The organism is Oribacterium sp. FC2011 (assembly GCF_000701645.1).
Taxonomy (GTDB): domain Bacteria; phylum Bacillota; class Clostridia; order Lachnospirales; family Lachnospiraceae; genus Oribacterium.
Map to the genome: position 1 here is coordinate 288,387 of NZ_JNJM01000001.1, position 19,965 is coordinate 308,351.

The window sequence follows — 19,965 nt, forward strand, 5'->3', positions numbered from 1 at the left end:
GAGCCGGCTGAACTGTTACTGTGCTATTGAATTAATAAGAAATACAGGTGTCATGAATGTTTACTGTGATTGTATAATAAGCTATAATAATTCGAGATGTTTAAACAAGCGAGGAGTAATATTGATATGCCAAAGTCCAGATATTCTGATATATATCAGGATTTAAAGAATAAAATCGAAACCGGGGAATATGAATTCCAGGAACTGCTTCCTTCAGAACACCAGTTGATAGAGCACTACGACTGCTCGAGAAATACCATAAGACGCGCTATAGGTAACCTTGTTACGGATGGATATGTACAAACGATGCAGGGAAAGGGCGTGCGTAATATCTACCAGCCGACACAGCAGAACTCTTTTGCCATCGGTAATATCGAAAGCTTTCGTGAATCGGCACTAAGAAACGGTAAAAAACCCAAAACCAGGGTGATATATCTGACAGAGCTGGTGGCTGATAAAAATATAGCACGCCGGACAGGTTTTGAACCCGGTTCAAACCTGTATTATCTCCAGCGTGTTCATTACCTTGATAATAAGGCTCTTATTCTTAATCACAATTATTTCCTGAAAGATCTGGTTCCCAACCTGACAAAAGAAATCGCCGAGAGCTCAATCTATGACTATATCGAAAACACTCTCAACATGTCTATCATCACCAGTAAGCGTGTATTTACCGTTGAGAAGATGACGGAGATTGATGAGAAATATCTGGAGCTTGGGGATTACAACTGTCTTGCCGTAGTAACCAGCCAGACCTACAACAGCGACGGTATCATGTTCGAGTATACCCAGTCCCGTCACAGACCGGACTATTTCAGTTTCCAGGACAATGCCACAAGACGGGTACGATAAGCAATTTGCTTGTGAAAACATCCTGATGGATGTTTTCACAGGTTGATTTCCAGTTGCCTTCCGCTGTATTTCGTGTTTTCTGCCATCTCCTTCATCCATGGGCCGTAATTGTGATCCCACAATGCGTCCAGCATGGCTTTATAGTTCGGATCCTCCATTATCTCCGGGCGGTGATCAGCCAGGGAACCTTCTTCATAGTAATCAAAAAACCGGAATATCAGTTCCTTGACCCCGTCCTTTTTCTGCCCCTTCAGACCTTCACTGTCTAAAAGCTCCGAGAAAACCTTGTCCATATAGAGATCCCGTTCCTCTTCCAAAGGGCGAAGCTTTTCTGACACATCTTTTCCATAAGCATCAAGCTCCAGAGGCTCCGCATAGTAAAGGATCCTGTCCTTTCCTACTGCCAGATTCCCCATAAGATGTTTCCCTGAAAAGGGCATGCCACTCAGCACTTCCCAAAGACCGTCCTTCTCCAGGATATACTGGGAATGCATATGTCCTGTTATACAGAGCTTTACTCCGCCTTTTATCAATGTCTCAGCCAGGTCATCGTTATGGATGATATTGGTGGCGGTTTCTTTTCCGGAGGAGTTATACAAAACATTGTGATGTGAAAGGAAGATGATTCTTTTCCCTTTATATTTTTCCAGCATCTCCCGCAGCCAGCTCATGGTTTCAGGAGAAAATTCGCTCTGTGCGCCACGGGATAAGGCTTTGTCATCCATGGCAAGAAACACCACATCCTTTGATATATAGGTGTAACTTAGTGACGCCGGATCTCTGTCAACCGGATCAAGAAGCCCGAAATAGGCCTTCTCATATTCTTTTTCATCCATAAGGTCAAAATCGTGATTACCGGTGGTGATAACAAGCGGAATTCCTGCATCCTTTATCCTTTTAAGCCTGGCTGTAAGCCCGATCACATCCTCTGATGCCCCGCTGTTTGTATTATCACCTGTCACGATGAATACATCGGGATTTTTCGCGATCACTTCTTCCACTATGGCATCTGTAAACTCCTTTGAAAGAGCGATACCCGGAACATTAAGGTGATCCGCACTCTCCCTCTCAGTATAATGGATATCCGAAATGATAAGCGTGTGAAGTACCTCCGGATCAGACCATACGGGGTCAGCTTTCACAGAGTCCGTGACCACTATCCCGTCAGAAACATTGGTAGCATAAGACCCTTCCGGAGATTTTTTTGCAAAGGAAGAACACCCCGTAAGAATAACGGTCAAAAAGATAATTAACAGTGATTCTGAAAGTGTTCTCATAAGCCTTACTCCTGACATATCAGTTCTTCAGCTTCTCAATCCTTCATAAAGAACTGGTCAAAGCCGGTGGTTTCAAAAATTTCCCTTACCTCCTTACTTACACCCGTCATTTCAAACTTATCCTTATCCTCCAATGACTTATACATCATCAAAAGGACACGCAGACCTGCGGATGAAACATAAGGCATGTGGCTTACATCCACATTTATTGCAGTGATCTTTCCTTCAGACTCCTTAAACTTCTTTAAAAGCTCCGGAGCTGTGATGGTATCCATTCGTCCCTGAATGTTTACATTAAGCACACCATCCTTAAGTTCACTTTCAACCTTAAACGGGAGATCTTTATCTGACTGAACAGCGCCGGAGCTTCCGCTGCTCTCCTTTTCCTTATATTCAGGATCCAGAGTGTATTTCCAGATATTTACATGCTTCATGTTTTCACGAAGCTTTTCAATCTCATCAGATGACATACTGTCAAAAAGATGCAGCTCAAAATCATCCCGATAGTATGGAATCTTTTCCACCAAAAGACCTTCAGCTTTGGCAAGGGCTTCGATCTTTTCATAATCCACTTTTGAAAATCCGGCTCTTTCTTTTACCTTTCCGGCAAAAACGTCGGATGCATTTTTATGGATACTTGTATCAGACTGGCCGCTGAAACCTCTTCTTGCGGCAGCCAGCAGGTCATATGCTTTATCATCACCTGCAACCGCCCTGAAAACAGCCATGTAGTATTCCATTGTCTCTACGTCCGCACTCAGCCAGCAGCCGCCCTTTTCGGAAAGAATACGGCGGATGTTTTTTCTGAGCAGAAGCTTTTCATCCGGGGTCAGATAAACTGTAAGTCCCTCTGTCGCTATGCAAACAGGACCATCGGCTTTATCTGCCGCAGCCTTCAGGCTTTCATAATTTGTTACGTCAACAATCTGAAAATCAATCTTCTTTTTCTGATCCTCATCAGTCATGGAATAGATTATCGGAGCAAAATCATTGATAACCGCAGGAAGGTCACAACCGATATAATTCATACCCTTTTCGGTGAATTCAAACACCTTGGGCGTATAACCGCAGGGCAGATCCAGCAGCGTCCCGTATCCGCACTCCTCAATAGTTCTGTTCAATGCCACATAACGAAGCTCTCTCACGATATCCGACGGACGGTTTATCATATCCTCCTTGTCAACATCATGAAAGATCTTTTCTTTTTCAACACCCATTTTTTCAAGTATGGCTAATGCTTTATCATATCCTGCATTGGCCAGCAGAATCAGTGTCGTGATGGCTGTGTTGGATGTTGGATTCACTGCGATATTTAATTCTTTTTCGTTTGACATAAAAGCTCCTTTATAAATATATGTTTTTGCTTCCCGGTTTTTCACCTGTAGTAATAAACCGGTGAATATCCGTAAGGTACAAATGCTATGGTATTTAAACCGTCATAACATATGACCTGTGCTCCGGCATCCAGGCTGAACTTACCATAATCGGCTGCGACAGAGCTCCATGTATTGTTATTTACCATCACATAATTCACCTTCATATATGACGGGTTCCGTTCTCCTGTGGGCGTATAATCATAAAACTCCACCGTTATGGAAGTGGGATCGTTTGGAGTAATGTCTATAAACTCCATAAGGCTCTGGTTATAGTAGGTGCCGTAAACCTTCTGTGACGAATCAGTATAAAGCTGAACCAGGGATTTCATGACATATCCCTTCATGCCGTTATAGGTAACTTTATAAAAGCCATCATTTATGTCAGATATTTCCGTAACCGTGGCTCCTTTCGGCATCTGTGTGTATGCCGGAGAAGCAGCTGTGGGAAGACTGCGAAGACTTGCAGATTCATTGACATTGGCAATGGTCCCAAAATGTCCGACTTCAGTATGCGGTTCCCTGTAATCCAGGTATGCCGCAAGAATGTAACCTATCATCCCATTGTAATCAACATAAAGATAACCGTTTCTGGCATTACCAAGATACTGAACGGGTGAGTATAGCGGAACCTGAGTTATAACATCCGCATTCATAGCCGGAGAATATCTCAGTGATACGCTTACCTCACAATTAACAACGTAGAGAAGGTATCCCGGGGAAACACAATAGTCCGATGTTATATAGTACGGTGAATAATCTATCTCGTAGGTGTACGAAACAGTACCTGATATCACGAATATGGATACGATCAAAGCTAAGATCAGTTTGCGAAAAAACATAAGTCGCACCCCGCTTTCAAAATGTCAAGGCCGGTACATCGTCATTTACAATTCTATATCGACCGATACCGGATGAACATGATTTTTTACTGATATGCCGCCGGAAACCCATAAATCTTCAGGCGATATATATAGTTAGGTCGACTTGAATTATGGATTATATAAATGGAGTGAACATAGTGTAAGGTTTTCTTCATGGAGTTTATGGTATAAGATGGATTAAACAAATATGGGATCAAAAAGGAGTGCAGCATGGGAAAGTTATATTTTGTTCGTCACGGACAGACAGTATGGAATGTAGAAAATAAAATCTGCGGAGCCACAGACAGCCCGCTGACAGATAAAGGTCATGAACAGGCAAAAGAGGCCGCTATGAAGATTAAGGAAGACATTGACAACGGAAAGATTCATATCGACGAGATACTGACTTCACCTTTATCAAGGGCCTATGATACGGCAGAAGAAATATCAAAGATAACGGGCATCCCCATGCGGGTGGAACAAAGACTTATAGAGCAGAACTTTGGTAAGTGGGAATCAACTCCGAGAGACGGTGGCGACTTCAAGCTTGCAAAACAAAACTTCATTGACAGCTATGAAGGCGGGGAATCCATGTTCCGAATGGCCCAGAGAATCTACAATCTTCTGGATGATATCAAGAAGGAGCCTGACAAGGTATATTTACTTGTTGCCCATAACGGCATCTCAAGATTCATCATGTCCTACTTCAGAGACATGACAAACGAAGAATTTGCAGCCTACGGAATCAAAAACGCTGAACTGAAGGAATTTGTTTTTTAATTCTTATGGTACAATAGGTATTATACTCAAATGATGATCTTGATATTTTCGGAATGTATGATGACGATAAGTATCTAAACGGACTTAGGCTATACAAATAAAAGAATCAGAGCCACCAGGGACGGGTCTTCGTCCTTGATAGCTCTTATAGTATTAACTGAACGAAGAGAACAAAGAGAGCTGAGTAGAGCCTCGATGTTCTCTTTTTTGTGTGGGAAGCTTCAGTTATTTAAACAGTACCTCATTCCATCTCTATACATAAATCTTATCGTTTACCCTTGTCGTATATCTCTCCCAGTGCACGGGGGCTGTTGTTATGCTTACTGAAGAATACCAGGAGCAGAAGAGTCACAACGTATGGAATTATCCTTACGATGTCATTGTAGGTTGAGGGCATGCCTAATTGTCGGATCAATGCCTGGCCGCCGCTTCTGGCAAAACCGAAAATGAGACAGGCTTCAAGGGTCGGAAGTATGGACCAGTTGCCGAATATCAGGGCTGCGATGGAAAGATATCCGAAGCCAAGATAAATATCCGGTGAAAAGTTTGCTGTTATTGAATAGGCATAGCTCATACCTGCAATTGCAGAAAGGCCACCGGAGATGATTACGGAGATCAGCCTTATGCGGTTAACATCGATTCCGGCTGCATCTGCTGCATGAGGATTATCACCGCAGGCTCTTAAATGCATTCCAAAGGGGGTTTTATACATCACGTACCACATAATTACGGCAATAATTATAATGATCACTTCAAAGGGATATACATTTCTGAAAAAAGCTCCGATAACCGGAATGCCGGAAATGCCGGGAACGGAAAACCTGATACTTGTTCCAAGGACAAACTTATTGGAAGCCTTGCCAAATAGACTTTCATTCAAACGCTTTGTCAGGAAGCTTGTAAGTGCTACCGCAAGAATATTTACTACTACACCACTGATGACCTGATTGGCTTTAAACTTTATACAGAGAAGCACATGGACCAGCGAAAACAGCATGCCGCCCAATGCTGCAGCAATAAAGGAAATGTAATAAGGCACCTGGGAAGAACCTCCGAACTGCTGCATTAACAGAACTGCGGTAAAGGCTCCGAAGAAAGCTCCGAAACCCTGAAGACCCTCCAGAGCAAGGTTGGTTATGCCGCTCTTTTCACTGAATATTCCGCCTATTGCCATTATGAACATGGGAAGTGCAAAAGCAAGACCGTCTATAATAATGTTATCTATCATACTCTCTTCACATCCTTTTTGTCATTTTGCTCCATGCTTATCTTTTCGATATACATCCTGAGGAATTCCGAGCAGGCAGCAAATATCAGTATCACTGAAGTTATAAGGTCAGCTATTTCTATTTCGACTCCCTGCTGTGAGCTCATATATATGGATCCATTGGATATTGCGGTTATCAGGAAGGATGCAAATATACATCCTATGGGGTCACAGCATCCAAGGAGTGCAACGGCAATGGCATTGAAACCCATGCCCGGGACCACTCCCGGACGAATGGAGGCATTGTAACCACAAAAATAGGTGACACCGGCAAGTCCGGCAAGGGCGCCGGAGATGATCATGGCAAGCATCATATTCTTTGAAATACTGATTCCTGCATAGTTTGCAGCCTTTTTCCCAAGGCCTACAGCCTGTATCTCAAATCCGGTGGTTGTTCTGTTGATCAAATACCGGACGAGGATTGCGACTATAATGGCAAGGGGAAAGGCAAGGGGTATACAAAATTTAAGACCAAAGGCTTTGACATTAACAAGTGTAAGTCTTGCTTCATCGGCGATCACTATGCTTTGTCTTGAAGTCGGTTCCAGGAAAAAGGTGTTTATGAAAAATGTAAATATATACATAAGCGTATAATTTATCATAATGGACGAAACCACTTCATTTATATTAAACCTGTACTTAAGCCATCCTATCAGAGCTCCTACCAGCGCACCGGAAACCGCACCTATTATAAGCACCAGTGGTTTAGCCAGGAAGGCAGGAAGTGAGGAATATCCAACAGTTAAAGTTGCGATGAATCCTGCTGTCAGCATCATTCCGGAAACACCGATATTAAACAGTCCGGCTTTTAGGGCAACAGCCACAGCCAGAGCTGCAAATATCATGGGTGTAAGAGTGTCAAGGAAACTCATGAAATCGGTAAACATATTCTGCCGTCCGGCATACTTTTGCTTCATAAGAAGCCCTGAGCCCTGAAGCAGATTACCATATGCTGAAAATGGATTCTTTCCCATGGCTATGAATATTATTGCTCCAACAAAAAGACTTATAATGATTGAAAACAGGGATATTCTGACCATTTGCAGCTTCTCTCCGCCAAGAAGTTTTATAAGTATTTTTTTCATGCGCTCTCACCTCGATTCCCAACACCCATCATAAATCTTCCTACTTCATCTATAGTAAGCTCTGAAGCTTTCGCAATGCGGTTTATTCTTCCGTCAAATATGACTCCGATTGTATCGGCACAATCCATTACCTCATCCAGCTCAAGTGATATGAGTAGTACAGCTGCCCCTCTGTCTCTTTCGGCGATCATCTGCTTATGGATGTTTGAAATGGCACCTATATCAAGACCTCTTGTGGGCTGCATGAATATGATAAGAGGGGTTTGCAGTTCCAGCTCTCTGGCTATGATCGCCTTCTGCTGATTGCCTCCCGACATGGTCCGGACGATGGTATTGATTCCCTTGCTGCTTCTTATGTCATAATCCTTAATAAGCCTCTCTCCGTTTTCTGTCATGGCCTTTAAATCAAGGCGTGAATTATGTGACATTTTTGGACGATAATACTCTTTAAGTGAAAGATTATTCTTAAGATCATAACCAAGAACAAGGCCTACATTGTGTCTGTCCTCCGGAATATAAGCTACACCCTCTTCTGTTCGTTTTCTTATGGAATAAGAACTTAATTCTTTTCCGTTAAGGATTATTCTTCCGCTTTTTGTCTTTATTAAACCGGCTATTGCATCCGCCAGTTCATTTTGACCATTTCCGGAAACTCCAGCCAGAGCAAATATCTCTCCCGAGTGAATCTCGAAGGAAACGTCCTTGACTGCCTCATAGCCCACCTCGTTACATACAGTGAGTCCCTCAACCTTGAATACTACCTCTCCGGGTTTTGCTTCGCTCTTTTCCGAAGTAAAGGAAATATCTCTGCCTACCATAAGTCTTGCCAGCTCTTCGGTAGAAGCTTCCGGAACATTCAAAACATCGATCAGCTTTCCTCTGTTAAGGATGGCACATCTGTCAGCTATGGACTTAATCTCTTCAAGCTTATGAGTGATAATGATGATGGTCTTTCCGCCGTCACGAAGTCCTCTGATTATATCAAGAAGAAATTTTATTTCCTGAGGTGTAAGCACTGCTGTGGGCTCATCAAATATAAGTATTTCCGCATCACGGTACAGCATCTTGAGAATCTCCACCCTCTGCTGGGTAGAAACATTAAGATCACTGATAACTGCCGTCGGATTAACCTTAAGCCCATATTTATCAGAAAGCTCTGCTATGTCCTGATTTGCTTTTTTAATATTCACATGGGGAATGAAGCCCATAAGCTTATCCTGAGGTTCGGCTCCAAGGATGATATTCTCTGCAACGGTATAGTTTGATACAAGTCTGAAATGCTGATGTACCATGCCTATACCAAGCTTTGTTGCGTGACGCGGAGAAACTATATTGACTTTTTCACCGCGTATAAATATCTCCCCCTCATCAGGTTCGTACATACCAAACAGAACACTCATGAGTGTAGATTTGCCGGCTCCGTTTTCTCCCAGAAGAGCATATATCTCCCCTTTTTTGATGCTTATGGATACATCGTCATTTGCAACGAGTCCGGGAAAACGTTTTGTTATATGTTTCATCTCAATTATATATTCGGAATCCATAAAACTTCACTCCTATATCAGTAGCTGTAATGAAAAATCGGACGCGGACTATTTTGTCAGCGTCCGATATCATCGGCCCTATTGGTTTATCAGTCTAACCGAAAGGCAGATGTCTGCTTTGCAGAACGACGACCTGTGGGAGCCCCATCTGTCCGGTTACTCAGCATCCAGTCCTGTGAAATTGTCAGGAGTCATACCATTAAAATTATCGGAGGGAACGATGGTTCCGTTTTTAATGAGTTCATAAGCTTTATTTATCTTCTCAATGGTATCGGCCGAAAGCTGACATCTGGAGGAGTCACTTACGTATCCTACAGAATCCGTATCTGCGCCAAGGATGTAATTACCGCCTTTGAAGGAACCGTCCGAAATTGTCTCAAGAACCCTCTTGTCATTAACTCCCATTACTTTAAGAGCCGAAGTGAGAATTACATTATCATTGCCATTCACACCATCATCATACTGGTCAGTATCACAGCCTATCATATAATCCTTTGCAGAGCTTTCTTTAATGGCTGTGAGAACTCCTGTTCCTGAACCTCCTGCAGCAACGAATATGATATCACAGCCTTCTTTGATAAGGGCATCGCCAACAACCTTGCCATTTGCAGGATCGCCGAAAGAACCTACGTAGTTACCGCCTACATTAGCTCCTGTCATATCGGTACCTGCATATGAAGCCAGTTCAACTATCTCAACATCTGTTCCATAATGCTTATTTGCATAATTAACTCCGCACATAAATCCATACTGATAATTTACGTTTGACGAAACTGCTATTCCATTTACAACTGCAACCTTCTTGGTAACGGTAGATAATGCCGCAGCCATTCCTGCAAGGAAGCCTGCTTCCTGCTCCTTAAATGTCATGGCATAAACATTATCAAGCTCGACTTCCTTTCCATCCGCATCTGAAGGAAAAGTATCGACCAGAATGAATTTTTTATCGGGATTGTCTGCAGCAATCTCGCCGATTCCCGCGAACTGGTAACCGTCGCATACCATTACATCATAATCCACGACAATATCTCCAACAGCTTTTACAGCAGCATCTATAGCTCCTGACTTTTCCTGAACCGGGGTTACCGTTGAACCGGGATGTGCATCAATAAAACTAAGGATTCCATTGTAGTTTTCCTGGTGAAATGAACCATCGTCTACACCGGTCAGAGAAGTTACTATCGCGATCTTAAGTCCTGTTCCCTCTGTTTTGTTTACGTTATCATTAGCCGGTTTTGCACCTCCACCGCAGCCTGTAAAAGTTGCTGCCATTACAATACTCAAAAATACTGAAATAATTCTTTTTTTCATAGCACATCACTTTCTAAATATTATTAATAAGGGGATACAAGAAAATTATACTCTGTATGACAAAAAAATACTACCATTTTGAATATCCCTGATAAGGTTCTCCACTGCAAACCAATCGTATTCCTAAGCCTTTATATCAAATTCATTTACATAGCTCCTCTATGTCCCTGATACAGGTTTTAATGCATTTTTCCCTGTCCGGAGCATCCTTATGTCTGTCAATGTAATCAAGGATTCTGATGCATCCAAATATCCTGGCTCTCTCTGCTGTTTCTTTTACGGTAGCAGGATCTGACCCTTCCATATATATTTCCAAAGTCCTGTTCCAGATACGATTGGCAGTTGCCACATCAATTCCCAAAAAATATGCAGCTTCCGGGGAAATCGATGGGAATTCCATGTAGGAATTACAGATTGTTGCAAGTTCAAAAACAGGGTCTCCGGCACTCATTGTATCCATATCAATAAGCATCAGTTCGCTCTTGGATACCATAATATTTTTTAGATGAAAGTCAGCATGTAAAAGAGTATGAGAATCCGGAATACGATCCAACAGCTCTTTTACCCTGTCACATACTTTTGAAGGCATGTACTGCCTGCATTTCTCGATCCAGCCATAGGTCTGTTCCTTCATGTCAGGCAGCTCGCCCGGTGCAACCTCTATAGAATGGATCTGGTGCATAAGATCAACGGATTTTTTAACAAAGTCCTCAAGATTTTCTGGGGATTCGTTTACATAGTCCGCAGCAGAACAGGTATCCAGAAGCTCGTAGACAACGCCATAGCTGTCGCCCACCCTGACAATGTCATAGGAAATCGCCGTGGGTACGCCTTTTACAAAGGCCCATCTTGCCAGTTCCTTCTCCTTCCGGATGTCCTCCATGAGCACGAAGGGACGATATACTTTTACGATGGTATCCTCCGCAATCCGGTAAACCTCACCGTGGGCACCTTCACCAATCTTTGGAGCACCATCGATATTTATCTGTCTTAAATTCTGCTTAATTTCCATTTCAGCTCTCCTCTATATGGTTTAGTCGGCGTCAATCAGTACTTGTATAATGACTTTGCAAAAAAAGGCCCCGGCAACAGCCGGGACCGCATAAGCTTAAATTATTGAATATGTAACTTTAGATTCTAGCCACTCCTGACTTTCTTGCAGCCTCTGCTGTTGCCTTGGCTACGGCATCCTTTACACGTGGGTCAAATGCCTTCGGAAGGATGTAGTCAGCATTGAGCTCCTCATCAGATACAAGGCTTGCGATAGCCTTTGCTGCTGCGATCTTCATCTCATCGTTGATGTCAGATGCGCGAACATCCAGGGCTCCACGGAAGATTCCCGGGAAGCAGAGAACGTTGTTGATCTGGTTAGGGAAGTCTGAACGGCCTGTTGAAACTACTGCTGCGCCTGCTGCCTTTGCCTCATCAGGGAAAATCTCCGGTGTAGGGTTGGCACATGCAAAGATGATAGGATCCTTAGCCATGGTGCGAACCATATCGGGAGTAAGAGTTCCCGGAGCGGAAACACCGATGAAGCAGTCAGCTCCCTTGATAACATCTGCAAGAGTTCCCTTCTCGTGGTTAAAGTTTGTGATCTTTGCCATCTCCTGCTTGATAGGATTGAGATCTTCTCTTCCTTCATAGATGGCACCCTTACGGTCTGTCATGATAACGTTCTTGAGACCCATAGCCATAAGAAGCTTAATGATGGCGATTCCGGCAGCGCCTGCACCGGAAGTAACGATCTTGATATCCTCGATCTTCTTTCCTACTACCTTAAGGGCATTCATAAGACCTGCAAGAGTGATAACCGCCGTTCCGTGCTGGTCATCATGAAAGATAGGTATATCTGAAACTTCCTTAAGTTTCTTCTCGATCTCGAAGCATCTCGGAGCAGAAATATCCTCAAGGTTGATTCCGCCGAAGGAACCGAGGAGCATCTCTATAGTATGAACAATCTCATCAGGATCCTTGGAACGAACGCAGAGAGGGATGGCATCAACATCACCGAATGCCTTGAAAAGTACGCACTTTCCTTCCATAACCGGCATTCCTGCCTCAGGTCCGATGTCACCAAGACCCAGAACTGCGGTTCCGTCTGTAACTACGGCAACCGTATTCCATCTTCTGGTAAGCTCATAAGACTTGTTAACATCCTTCTGGATCTCAAGACAAGGCTGAGCAACGCCCGGTGTATATGCGATAGAAAGTGCTTCGGAAGAATCAACTGCCGCTCTTGAAACAACCTCTATCTTGCCCTTCCACTCATAATGCTTCTCCAATGATACCTTTGCGTAATCCATAACTTTTTCTCCTTTTAATTTGTATTAGAATAGTCTGTATTAACTTGAAACCATGCCTTCCCGGCTATTATTTTCAAACCATCTTCTCCGGCCTAACCGTTTCGTCATATTGCTCTCCGGTTAAGAAACCGAGAGAAAGAACAGCTTCACGAAGTGTTGTGTTCTCTTCAAATGCCTTATGTGCGCATTTTGCTGCATTCTCATAACCGATAACAGGGCTTAAGCAGGTTACCAACATAAGGGAATTTCTGAGGTTCTCCTCCATCTTATCCTTCTTTGCCTTTATGCCTGACGTACAGTTCTTGTCAAAAGAAACTATACCATCTGCAAGGAGCCTGATGGACTGCATCATGTTATAGGCGAGCACCGGCATGAAGACATTAAGCTCGAAGTTACCCTGGGATGCACCGATGCCTATGGTGGCATCATTACCCATAACCTGGATGGCAACCATGGTCATGGCCTCACACTGTGTAGGGTTAACCTTGCCCGGCATGATGGAGCTTCCCGGCTCGTTCTCGGGAATGCTTATCTCGCCGAGACCGCAGCGGGGTCCGTTGGCAAGCCATCTTACATCATTGGCAATCTTCATAAGGTTTGCGGCAAGTCCCTTTAAAGCACCGCTTACGTAAACATATCCGTCCTTTGAAGTTAGTGCATGGAACTTGTTCTCGCTTGGCTTGAATTCCTGTCCGGTTATAGATGAAATCTCTTCACAGCATATCCTGTCAAAACCCTCGGGACAGTTAAGACCTGTTCCTACGGCAGTTCCGCCTATGGCAAGCTTTCTGAGATGTGCTGAAGCCTCTAGGATCTGAGACTTTGACTCCTCAAGCATTCCTCTCCAGCCTGAAATTTCCTGGCTGAACCTGAGGGGTACCGCATCCTGAAGATGTGTGCGGCCGATCTTAATGATGTCTTCATTTTCCTTTTCAAGACGCTTGAAGGTTTCTATAAGGGTGTCCACAGCCGGAATCAGATTCTCGTGTATGGCGATAACTGCAGCCATGTTCATGGCGGTGGGGAAAGTGTCATTGGAAGACTGGGACATATTTACATGGTCATTTGGATGAATGCTTACCTCCGGATGATCATGCACCGCAACATGGGCTATGACTTCATTCATGTTCATGTTGGACTGGGTGCCGGAACCTGTCTGCCATACCTTAAGTGGAAACTCCTCCGGATATTTGTTATCCATGATATCTTCGCAGGCTCCTATGATAGCTTCCGCTTTATCCTTAGCAAGCTTTCCAAGCTTCAGATTAGCACCTGCTGCCGCAGACTTAAGCACTGCAAATGCAAAAATAACCTCTCTCGGTATAGTTTCTGTACCTATACGGAAGTTCTCAAGAGAACGCTCAGTCTGGGCTCCCCAGAAATGATCCGCCGGAACCTTTACTTCTCCCATTGTGTCATGCTCGATCCTGTATTCCATATTTGCCACCTCATTTTTTTACTTCCATGCGAAATTCGAAATCTGATTTTGTGTTCCATAGTCAAATCCCGAAAAACAACACTCACATCATAACATGATGTGAGCGTCAAAGTCGACATCTAATCATTTTGTGGGTAGCTTTCTGCAGAGAACCTGCACGATAAGAACCCACTGGGGACGGTTCTCGCCGTCGAGAACCGTCCCCGGTGGGTTATGCTCTAGGCGTAGCTGTGTACTCCCGGAAGCAGGGTATTCACACCGATATATGTAAATATTACGCATATAAAGCCTATGATGGAAAACCAGGCAGCCCGTTTCTCTTTCCATCCGCTTCTGAGTCTCAGATGAAGATAGATAAAATAGATAAACCAGGTAACCAAAGACCAGGTTTCCTTCGGATCCCAGGACCAGTAGCTTCCCCAGGCATTTTCTGCCCAGATAGCTCCGGAGATCATGCAGAAACTAAGGAATAAAACGCCTAGACTTACAGCTCTGTAGCTTATGAGGTCAAGCTTCTCACCGGAGGGCACGAGTTGCTCAAAAAAAGCATTGGCAACTGATCTTGTACGAAGGAGATACATGATAGAAATGGCAAAGGAAACTCCAAAGGCACCATAGGCTATGATGGCAGTGGATACGTGGAATCCCAGCCAATTGCTCCTGAGTGATGGCATGAGCTCATGTACCTCTTTACTCTGCATTGCGGCATAACCTATCATCAGAAATATCACAGGAACGGAGAAGGTAGCCAATGCCTGAAACTTGTATTTGTATATAAAAATGATGGACACAAAGCATAAACCCCAGGCAAATGCAGACGCAAACTCATACTGGTTGGTGAGGGGAAGTCTTCCTGCATTTATACCTCTTATAAGCATCACAACAGTATGGAGAAGGAAGCCTGTAATCAAAGTTCCGTTTCCTAACTTTGTGACCTTAAGGTTTTTGAACACAAAGAAAACAAAAAAGAGGATCATGCTGACAAAATATAAAAGCATGGCCACCGTAAACAAGTTGTTTTCTAAATTAAAAAGTGTTTCACTTTTCATAGTTATTTCCTTTCAACTTCGCCTTAACTCTGTCAGCAAAAAGAATTCCGCTCTTACCGCCGCTTCCAAAGACCAAATATCTATCACCCTCCTGTTTCAACCATATTTTCTCCGGCTGAACATACAGAGAAAGGAATAATCCAAAAAGAAGAACCACACCACCCAAAAGTACAAAATAAGTGAAACTGTCCTTTTTGATCTGGATAAGCGTATAGTTTCTCGGGTTGTCAAATGTCACGGTATATTCGTCTATGGTCAGCTCTTCACCTTCCATAAGTGTGTTCATCCCAAGTACCGAACCCTGGAAATAAACAATATACAGATATGCAGGATTATTGAGTTTGGAGCTCAGGGTCAAGGGACCCTTTTCTCTGTCGTAATGATAGTCGGGATAAAATGCCATGAATCCGATCTGCAGATCCGTTTTATCAGATACAGTCACATAATTCCCTGCTTCTACCGCTTCTTCCTGGAGAAGCTCGCCGTTTTCAAGTATGTGCATGTCTGCAGCCCATCCAGTGGAATTCTGAAAGAACTTCATTCCAAACAATGATGCAGGAGCATTGACAGAAACACTGGCACTTTCCTTTGCACCCGTTGCTGCATTTCGAACTGTGATATCCGAGGTGTACTGTTCCACCGTATCATCAGCTCTCAGACCGATGTTAAAATCATCAATCTGAAGAATATAATCCGTATCTCCAATCTGTTTTGCATCTCCCGGAAGGCCATAAACGGTATACTCCACTTTAGTCATCTGCCCAAAAGAAAATCCCAGTATTAAAAGAAGCACTCCTATGTGAGTGATAAGCGGGCCTAAAAGTCCTGCCTTATGTCTGATTCCAACTATATAACTCTGCTTTGTTTCGGTTTGCTTTGTTTCAGATTGCTTTGTTCCGGATTGCCTCGAAAAACCCAGACTTTTCAGAAATGCCTCCGGGTCTTTTGAAAGTCTTCCGATATATTGCGGACTGCTCTCTACTAAGACATTATTTGAAATGCTGTTTTCATCCGGAAAATCTCCGAAGCTCTTCCACCTTTTTATAAGTGCCGGTGTCCTTAATATGGAGCAGGTAAAGAGATTGAGGCACAGGATGACAGTAAATGCCACGAACCACCAGCTGTGAAAAACATCGTCAAGACTCAGTGCCATTATCAGCCCCGCTGTTCTGTCGCCATATTGCTGCTGGTATAACTTCATGATCTGACCTTGTGGTATCACAGAACCTATGACACATCCGATGATCAAAAGTCCCAGTAAGACCAGGGCAAGCTTCATGGACGAAATGAATTTGTAGAATTTTTTAAAACCGTTCATATCCCATCCCCAAATTTTTGCATACATAAGTCCTACGCATTGCTTCGCTTACGAACTATCAGAATGCAATATAGCCTGATGCAAGACTTATGCTCTAATTATACAATAAGAGAGGAGGAAAAATCCTCCTCTCTTTAGATATGCACTGAATATTAGTTTAAGTCTATCAATAAGGCGCTATAAGCATTTCTCTTGGAAATCCATCATACATTGTGAGCCTGTATCTTCTCCATTGCCTGATTAATCATTTCCTCTGAGGTATCCAGACACTTATAAGCAAGCTCACTGTTGTGTGCGCCCTCTGCATTCTCAACGTAATCCCAGTCAAAGTACCACTCGGCATCACTGTAAATCTCACGAACTTCGTTTAATTCATCCTCTGTCCACTTGCCGCTCTGATTTGCTTCAACGAGAGCCTTCTTAAGCTCTACAAGCTTGTCCCCGACCTCATCCTCACGGGCATGAACCTTCTCCTGGATGCCGTGAACGAATTCAACCATATCTGTACTTCCATGGCACTGAGCACAACTCTCAAGAAGGGTCTTACTCTCCAATGGACTAACAAGCTCATGTGATTTATAGGTACTTCCATCAGCTCTTGTAACTGTTTCCATATGACAGTCAGCACAGCTAAGCATCTTTCCATGCTTTCCTAAAAGGAATGTCTCGAATTCGGGATGCTGAGCCTTGAGCATCTTGGCGCCTGTAGATTCCTGTGTCCAGTCGGTGAAGCCGATTTCCTTATAGTACTTAAGCTCCGGTTCAGGTCCCATGGTATCGAGACTGCTGTAAGGAACTGTACATTCAAGGATCTCCGGCTTGAAATAGTATTCTGTATGGCACTGACCGCAGGCAACATTCGCTGCATGGATGGAGCCAACATTATCACCAAGCGCGTCTGCCATATACTGATGGGTCACTGTAAGCTGTCCCATGGCTTCGTTATTACCATGACAGTTATAGCAGCTGATGCCTTCATTCAGGGAGGCAAAAACCTCTTCAAAATCCTTGGTATAAGCATCAACACCTATATCATTGACCAGCTTGGTGAAGTTAACAGTCTTACAGGTAAGACAGTTGGCCTTTGCATGAGGTCTTGCTGTTTCATGAACATCATCAAGATCGTAGTAATGGCCTCTGGCACTCTTATAGTCCTTTGCGAAACCGTAACCCTCATACAGTTCAACCAGATAAGGATCCTCTACGAGATAGTCAGTCTGATAATCATGCTTGCTGTTCAGTTTGATGGACTCAACGATATCCGGAAAGACCTTTGCCCACTCATCTGCAGAAATGACTCCGTCCGGATTCGAAGCTTTCGGCGTCATTGCTGCCGCCTCCTGTTCAGTTTTGGCAACCTCCTGCTTCGGAATACTCATCTTGTACAGGTTTACAATTAGCCCGAACAACAGAAAGGGAACTGCCATGACTACCAACCAGTAATCTTTTAATAGCTTTTTCATGATAGACCTCAACTTTCCTAAGCCTACTATATCTTCAAGAAATCAATAATACTCAACAAGAAAAAACACGATCATTTTTGTGCGCACCAAAAAAAGCGGATACCTACACTTATTTACAGTTTAAACCAAAGGAATGATTTTTTCCATACCTATCGACACCGAAATTTATTTTTATTGCACTCCGTTAAAGTTTGGTCCGGTTAAGCTATGACCTGTGCCAGCTTACCATTTCCAAGCTGAACTGTTATTCCTTTAGCATTTCTTCCAGGGCCTTCTTATATATTTCTTTTCTTTCCTTCTGGCTGTGAATCTCCTGCCGGATCCGGTTTCTGAGTTTGCCCATTTCGTCATTTATCTCGCCGATATTTTCAGGCAGACACTTTGAAATCCTATCCCTAAGGTATTGTGTGACGAGTGGACTTTTTCCGCTGCTGCTGGCTGAGACCACAACATCTCCCTGCCGGTAGATTGCCGGAAAAATAAAACTGCACTTTTCTTCCTCATCTACAGCATTTACAAGTATTCGTTCTTTTTTGCATAGTTCGGAAATGTGAGCATTGACCTCCCCATCCCCGGTGGCAACAATCACCAGAAAATAATCCCTTGATTTTAACAAAAGATCCTCATCTTCAAACTCCTTTTCTTTCAGAACCGCAGCTTTAGGAAATTCATGTTTAAATTCCTTAGCTATCACAAAAACTTTAGCCCCGTAGGACAACATGGTTTCTGCTTTCCGAAGTGCAGTTGCTCCGCCTCCGATTATGAGAACCGCTCTGTTCTCCAGATTGATCATTATAGGGAAATATGCCATTCCGGTTTTCTCTCCTGTCGTAAATCTTTTCATCTATTGCTGCCGGTTAAGCTGCAATAATATGTCTTTAGATCGTTCCCTCGGTAAAATACTTCATCCCGATTTTCTTCAGTTCCCTTACAGTCCTTAGCTCCACATATTTTTTATGGAGAATGTTTTCCTTTAACATATCCATTATGCCATGGTACTCATCCTCGGTTTTTGCATGAAGCATGGTGTAAAAGTTATAATCAAAATCCGGGTCCTTTTCCCTTAGGTAGCAGTGGGACAGATTCTGACAGGAAAGAAGCTTATCCGGGAGCCGGTCTATGTCCTCTTCCCTTATATCCCAAACCACCATAGAGTTTATACTGTAGCCGACTTTATGATGGCTTAGTGCTGCGGATATCCTCTTCAACCTTTTTTCCTCATTAAGCTTCCCGGTCATGCGGAGCACATCCTGTTCTTCCATGCCGATTTTTTCACCTATGACTTCAAAAGGTCTTGAACATATAGGGAACTGTTCCTGAAGCTCACGAATCAGGCGGATTTTCTCAGGGGTAACCTTCGGAAGATGTTCTCCCACATCTTTACCCACCTCCGTAAGATTCGAGTCTCCTGTGATGTCGGTCATAAGTGCACTCTTTTTCACAGAATCGATTCTGACACTTATCTGCGGGTCTGTAATTTGTATCTCCTCTTTACCATCGAGATCAAACAACACCTTAAGCTTGAACATCTTAGTCTTTTTAAAGACATAGATCTTTTCCACTAATCCGCTTTCCCGTATCTCAGAAAGAATACGGGTTCTGTCTGCTTCATCTTTTGTCGATACTGTAAACCACCCATTTATTCGATGGTCTCTCAGGTAGTTATGAGTGATACAAGGATACCTGTCCAAAAGTTCTTTGTATAGTTCAATGTTTTCTTCCTGCACCACAGCTCCGCAAAGCGCAGACTGATATCCAAGAGACCCGGCATCAAAGAATCCTGATATCCTTCGAATGATCCCCGACTCCTTCATACTGTTGATTCTTTCGAGGACTGCTTCTTCCGTTAATCCCACACTGTCTGCGATCAGCAGGAAAGGCTTTTCCGTCAGACTGATACCATTTTGGATTTGTTGAAGTATAGCTTTGTCTGAATCATCAAAAATCATTAATAATTCCTCTACCAATTCTTTTTAAATATCAGTATCAGCCCCAACGATTCGGATCAATTATGCTCACTCACTGAATTCTACCTATTACAT

General features: G+C 43.3%; 17 protein-coding genes. 2 read left to right on the top strand and 15 right to left on the bottom strand.

The window, feature by feature from the left end:
• The first annotated feature begins 126 nt into the window (after window positions 1-126).
• Window positions 127-852 (top strand): trehalose operon repressor, encoded by a 726-nt coding sequence (gene treR, locus T357_RS0101215; protein ID WP_031547811.1) that lies wholly within the window; start codon window positions 127-129, stop codon window positions 850-852.
• Window positions 853-887: 35 nt separating this feature from the next.
• Here the strand turns inward: treR and T357_RS0101220 are convergent, their stop codons facing one another.
• Genes T357_RS0101220 through T357_RS19830 form a run of 3 tightly spaced genes read right to left on the bottom strand, consistent with a single transcriptional unit; the run spans window position 888 to window position 4,344 of the window.
• Entirely contained in the window at window positions 888-2,129 is a 1,242-nt protein-coding gene (locus T357_RS0101220; protein ID WP_031547813.1) for a metallophosphoesterase family protein, read from the bottom strand.
• 35 nt (window positions 2,130-2,164) lie between these two features.
• Window positions 2,165-3,463: an STAS domain-containing protein gene (locus T357_RS19825; RefSeq protein WP_049962191.1), complete on the bottom strand. Its 1,299-nt coding sequence runs from the start codon at window positions 3,461-3,463 to the stop codon at window positions 2,165-2,167.
• 41 nt (window positions 3,464-3,504) lie between these two features.
• Complete coding sequence (locus tag T357_RS19830) at window positions 3,505-4,344, bottom strand: SH3 domain-containing protein (protein ID WP_049962192.1); 840 nt, start codon at window positions 4,342-4,344, stop codon at window positions 3,505-3,507.
• A gap of 252 nt (window positions 4,345-4,596) precedes the next feature.
• Here T357_RS19830 and T357_RS0101235 point away from each other — a divergent pair, with 252 nt between their 5' ends.
• Window positions 4,597-5,145 carry a histidine phosphatase family protein gene (locus T357_RS0101235; RefSeq protein ID WP_031547820.1) on the top strand — a complete coding sequence of 183 codons (549 nt, stop codon included), beginning with the start codon at window positions 4,597-4,599 and terminating at the stop codon, window positions 5,143-5,145.
• Window positions 5,146-5,410: 265 nt separating this feature from the next.
• Here the strand turns inward: T357_RS0101235 and T357_RS0101240 are convergent, their stop codons facing one another.
• The 12 genes from T357_RS0101240 to ahbA form a co-directional block, all read right to left on the bottom strand.
• Entirely contained in the window at window positions 5,411-6,373 is a 963-nt protein-coding gene (locus T357_RS0101240) for an ABC transporter permease (RefSeq protein ID WP_031547822.1), read from the bottom strand.
• A complete protein-coding gene (locus tag T357_RS0101245; RefSeq protein WP_031547824.1) occupies window positions 6,370-7,497 on the bottom strand; it encodes an ABC transporter permease in 1,128 nt (375 codons plus the stop codon). Before T357_RS0101245 ends, T357_RS0101240 begins: the two co-directional genes overlap by 4 nt.
• Window positions 7,494-9,041, bottom strand: a complete 1,548-nt coding sequence (locus T357_RS0101250) for an ABC transporter ATP-binding protein (RefSeq protein ID WP_031547826.1) — start codon at window positions 9,039-9,041, stop codon at window positions 7,494-7,496. The genes T357_RS0101245 and T357_RS0101250 overlap by 4 nt, the downstream gene beginning before the upstream one ends.
• Window positions 9,042-9,197: 156 nt before the next feature.
• Window positions 9,198-10,352, bottom strand: a complete 1,155-nt coding sequence (locus tag T357_RS0101255; protein WP_031547828.1) for a BMP family lipoprotein — start codon at window positions 10,350-10,352, stop codon at window positions 9,198-9,200.
• Between the two features lie 142 nt (window positions 10,353-10,494).
• Window positions 10,495-11,364, bottom strand: a complete 870-nt coding sequence (locus tag T357_RS0101260) for a phosphotransferase family protein (protein ID WP_031547830.1) — start codon at window positions 11,362-11,364, stop codon at window positions 10,495-10,497.
• A gap of 118 nt (window positions 11,365-11,482) precedes the next feature.
• Window positions 11,483-12,655, bottom strand: a complete 1,173-nt coding sequence (locus T357_RS0101265) for an NAD(P)-dependent malic enzyme (RefSeq protein ID WP_031547832.1) — start codon at window positions 12,653-12,655, stop codon at window positions 11,483-11,485.
• Window positions 12,656-12,728: 73 nt separating this feature from the next.
• Entirely contained in the window at window positions 12,729-14,093 is a 1,365-nt protein-coding gene (fumC, locus tag T357_RS0101270; protein ID WP_031547834.1) for a class II fumarate hydratase, read from the bottom strand.
• A 218-nt stretch (window positions 14,094-14,311) separates the two neighbouring features.
• The gene (gene ccsB, locus T357_RS0101275) at window positions 14,312-15,142 is read right to left on the bottom strand and encodes a c-type cytochrome biogenesis protein CcsB (protein ID WP_031547836.1); all 831 of its coding nucleotides are present in this window, start codon (window positions 15,140-15,142) and stop codon (window positions 14,312-14,314) included.
• On the bottom strand, window positions 15,132-16,460 hold the full coding sequence (locus tag T357_RS0101280; protein WP_031547839.1) for a cytochrome c biogenesis ResB family protein: 1,329 nt from the start codon (window positions 16,458-16,460) through the stop codon (window positions 15,132-15,134). Before T357_RS0101280 ends, ccsB begins: the two co-directional genes overlap by 11 nt.
• Before the next feature lie 203 nt (window positions 16,461-16,663).
• A complete protein-coding gene (locus T357_RS0101285; protein ID WP_049962193.1) occupies window positions 16,664-17,923 on the bottom strand; it encodes an ammonia-forming cytochrome c nitrite reductase subunit c552 in 1,260 nt (419 codons plus the stop codon).
• Window positions 17,924-18,167: 244 nt separating this feature from the next.
• On the bottom strand, window positions 18,168-18,767 hold the full coding sequence (locus T357_RS0101290) for a precorrin-2 dehydrogenase/sirohydrochlorin ferrochelatase family protein (protein ID WP_081827994.1): 600 nt from the start codon (window positions 18,765-18,767) through the stop codon (window positions 18,168-18,170).
• Between the two features lie 34 nt (window positions 18,768-18,801).
• The gene (gene ahbA, locus T357_RS0101295; protein WP_031547845.1) at window positions 18,802-19,872 is read right to left on the bottom strand and encodes a siroheme decarboxylase subunit alpha; all 1,071 of its coding nucleotides are present in this window, start codon (window positions 19,870-19,872) and stop codon (window positions 18,802-18,804) included.
• Window positions 19,873-19,965: the final 93 nt, after the last annotated feature.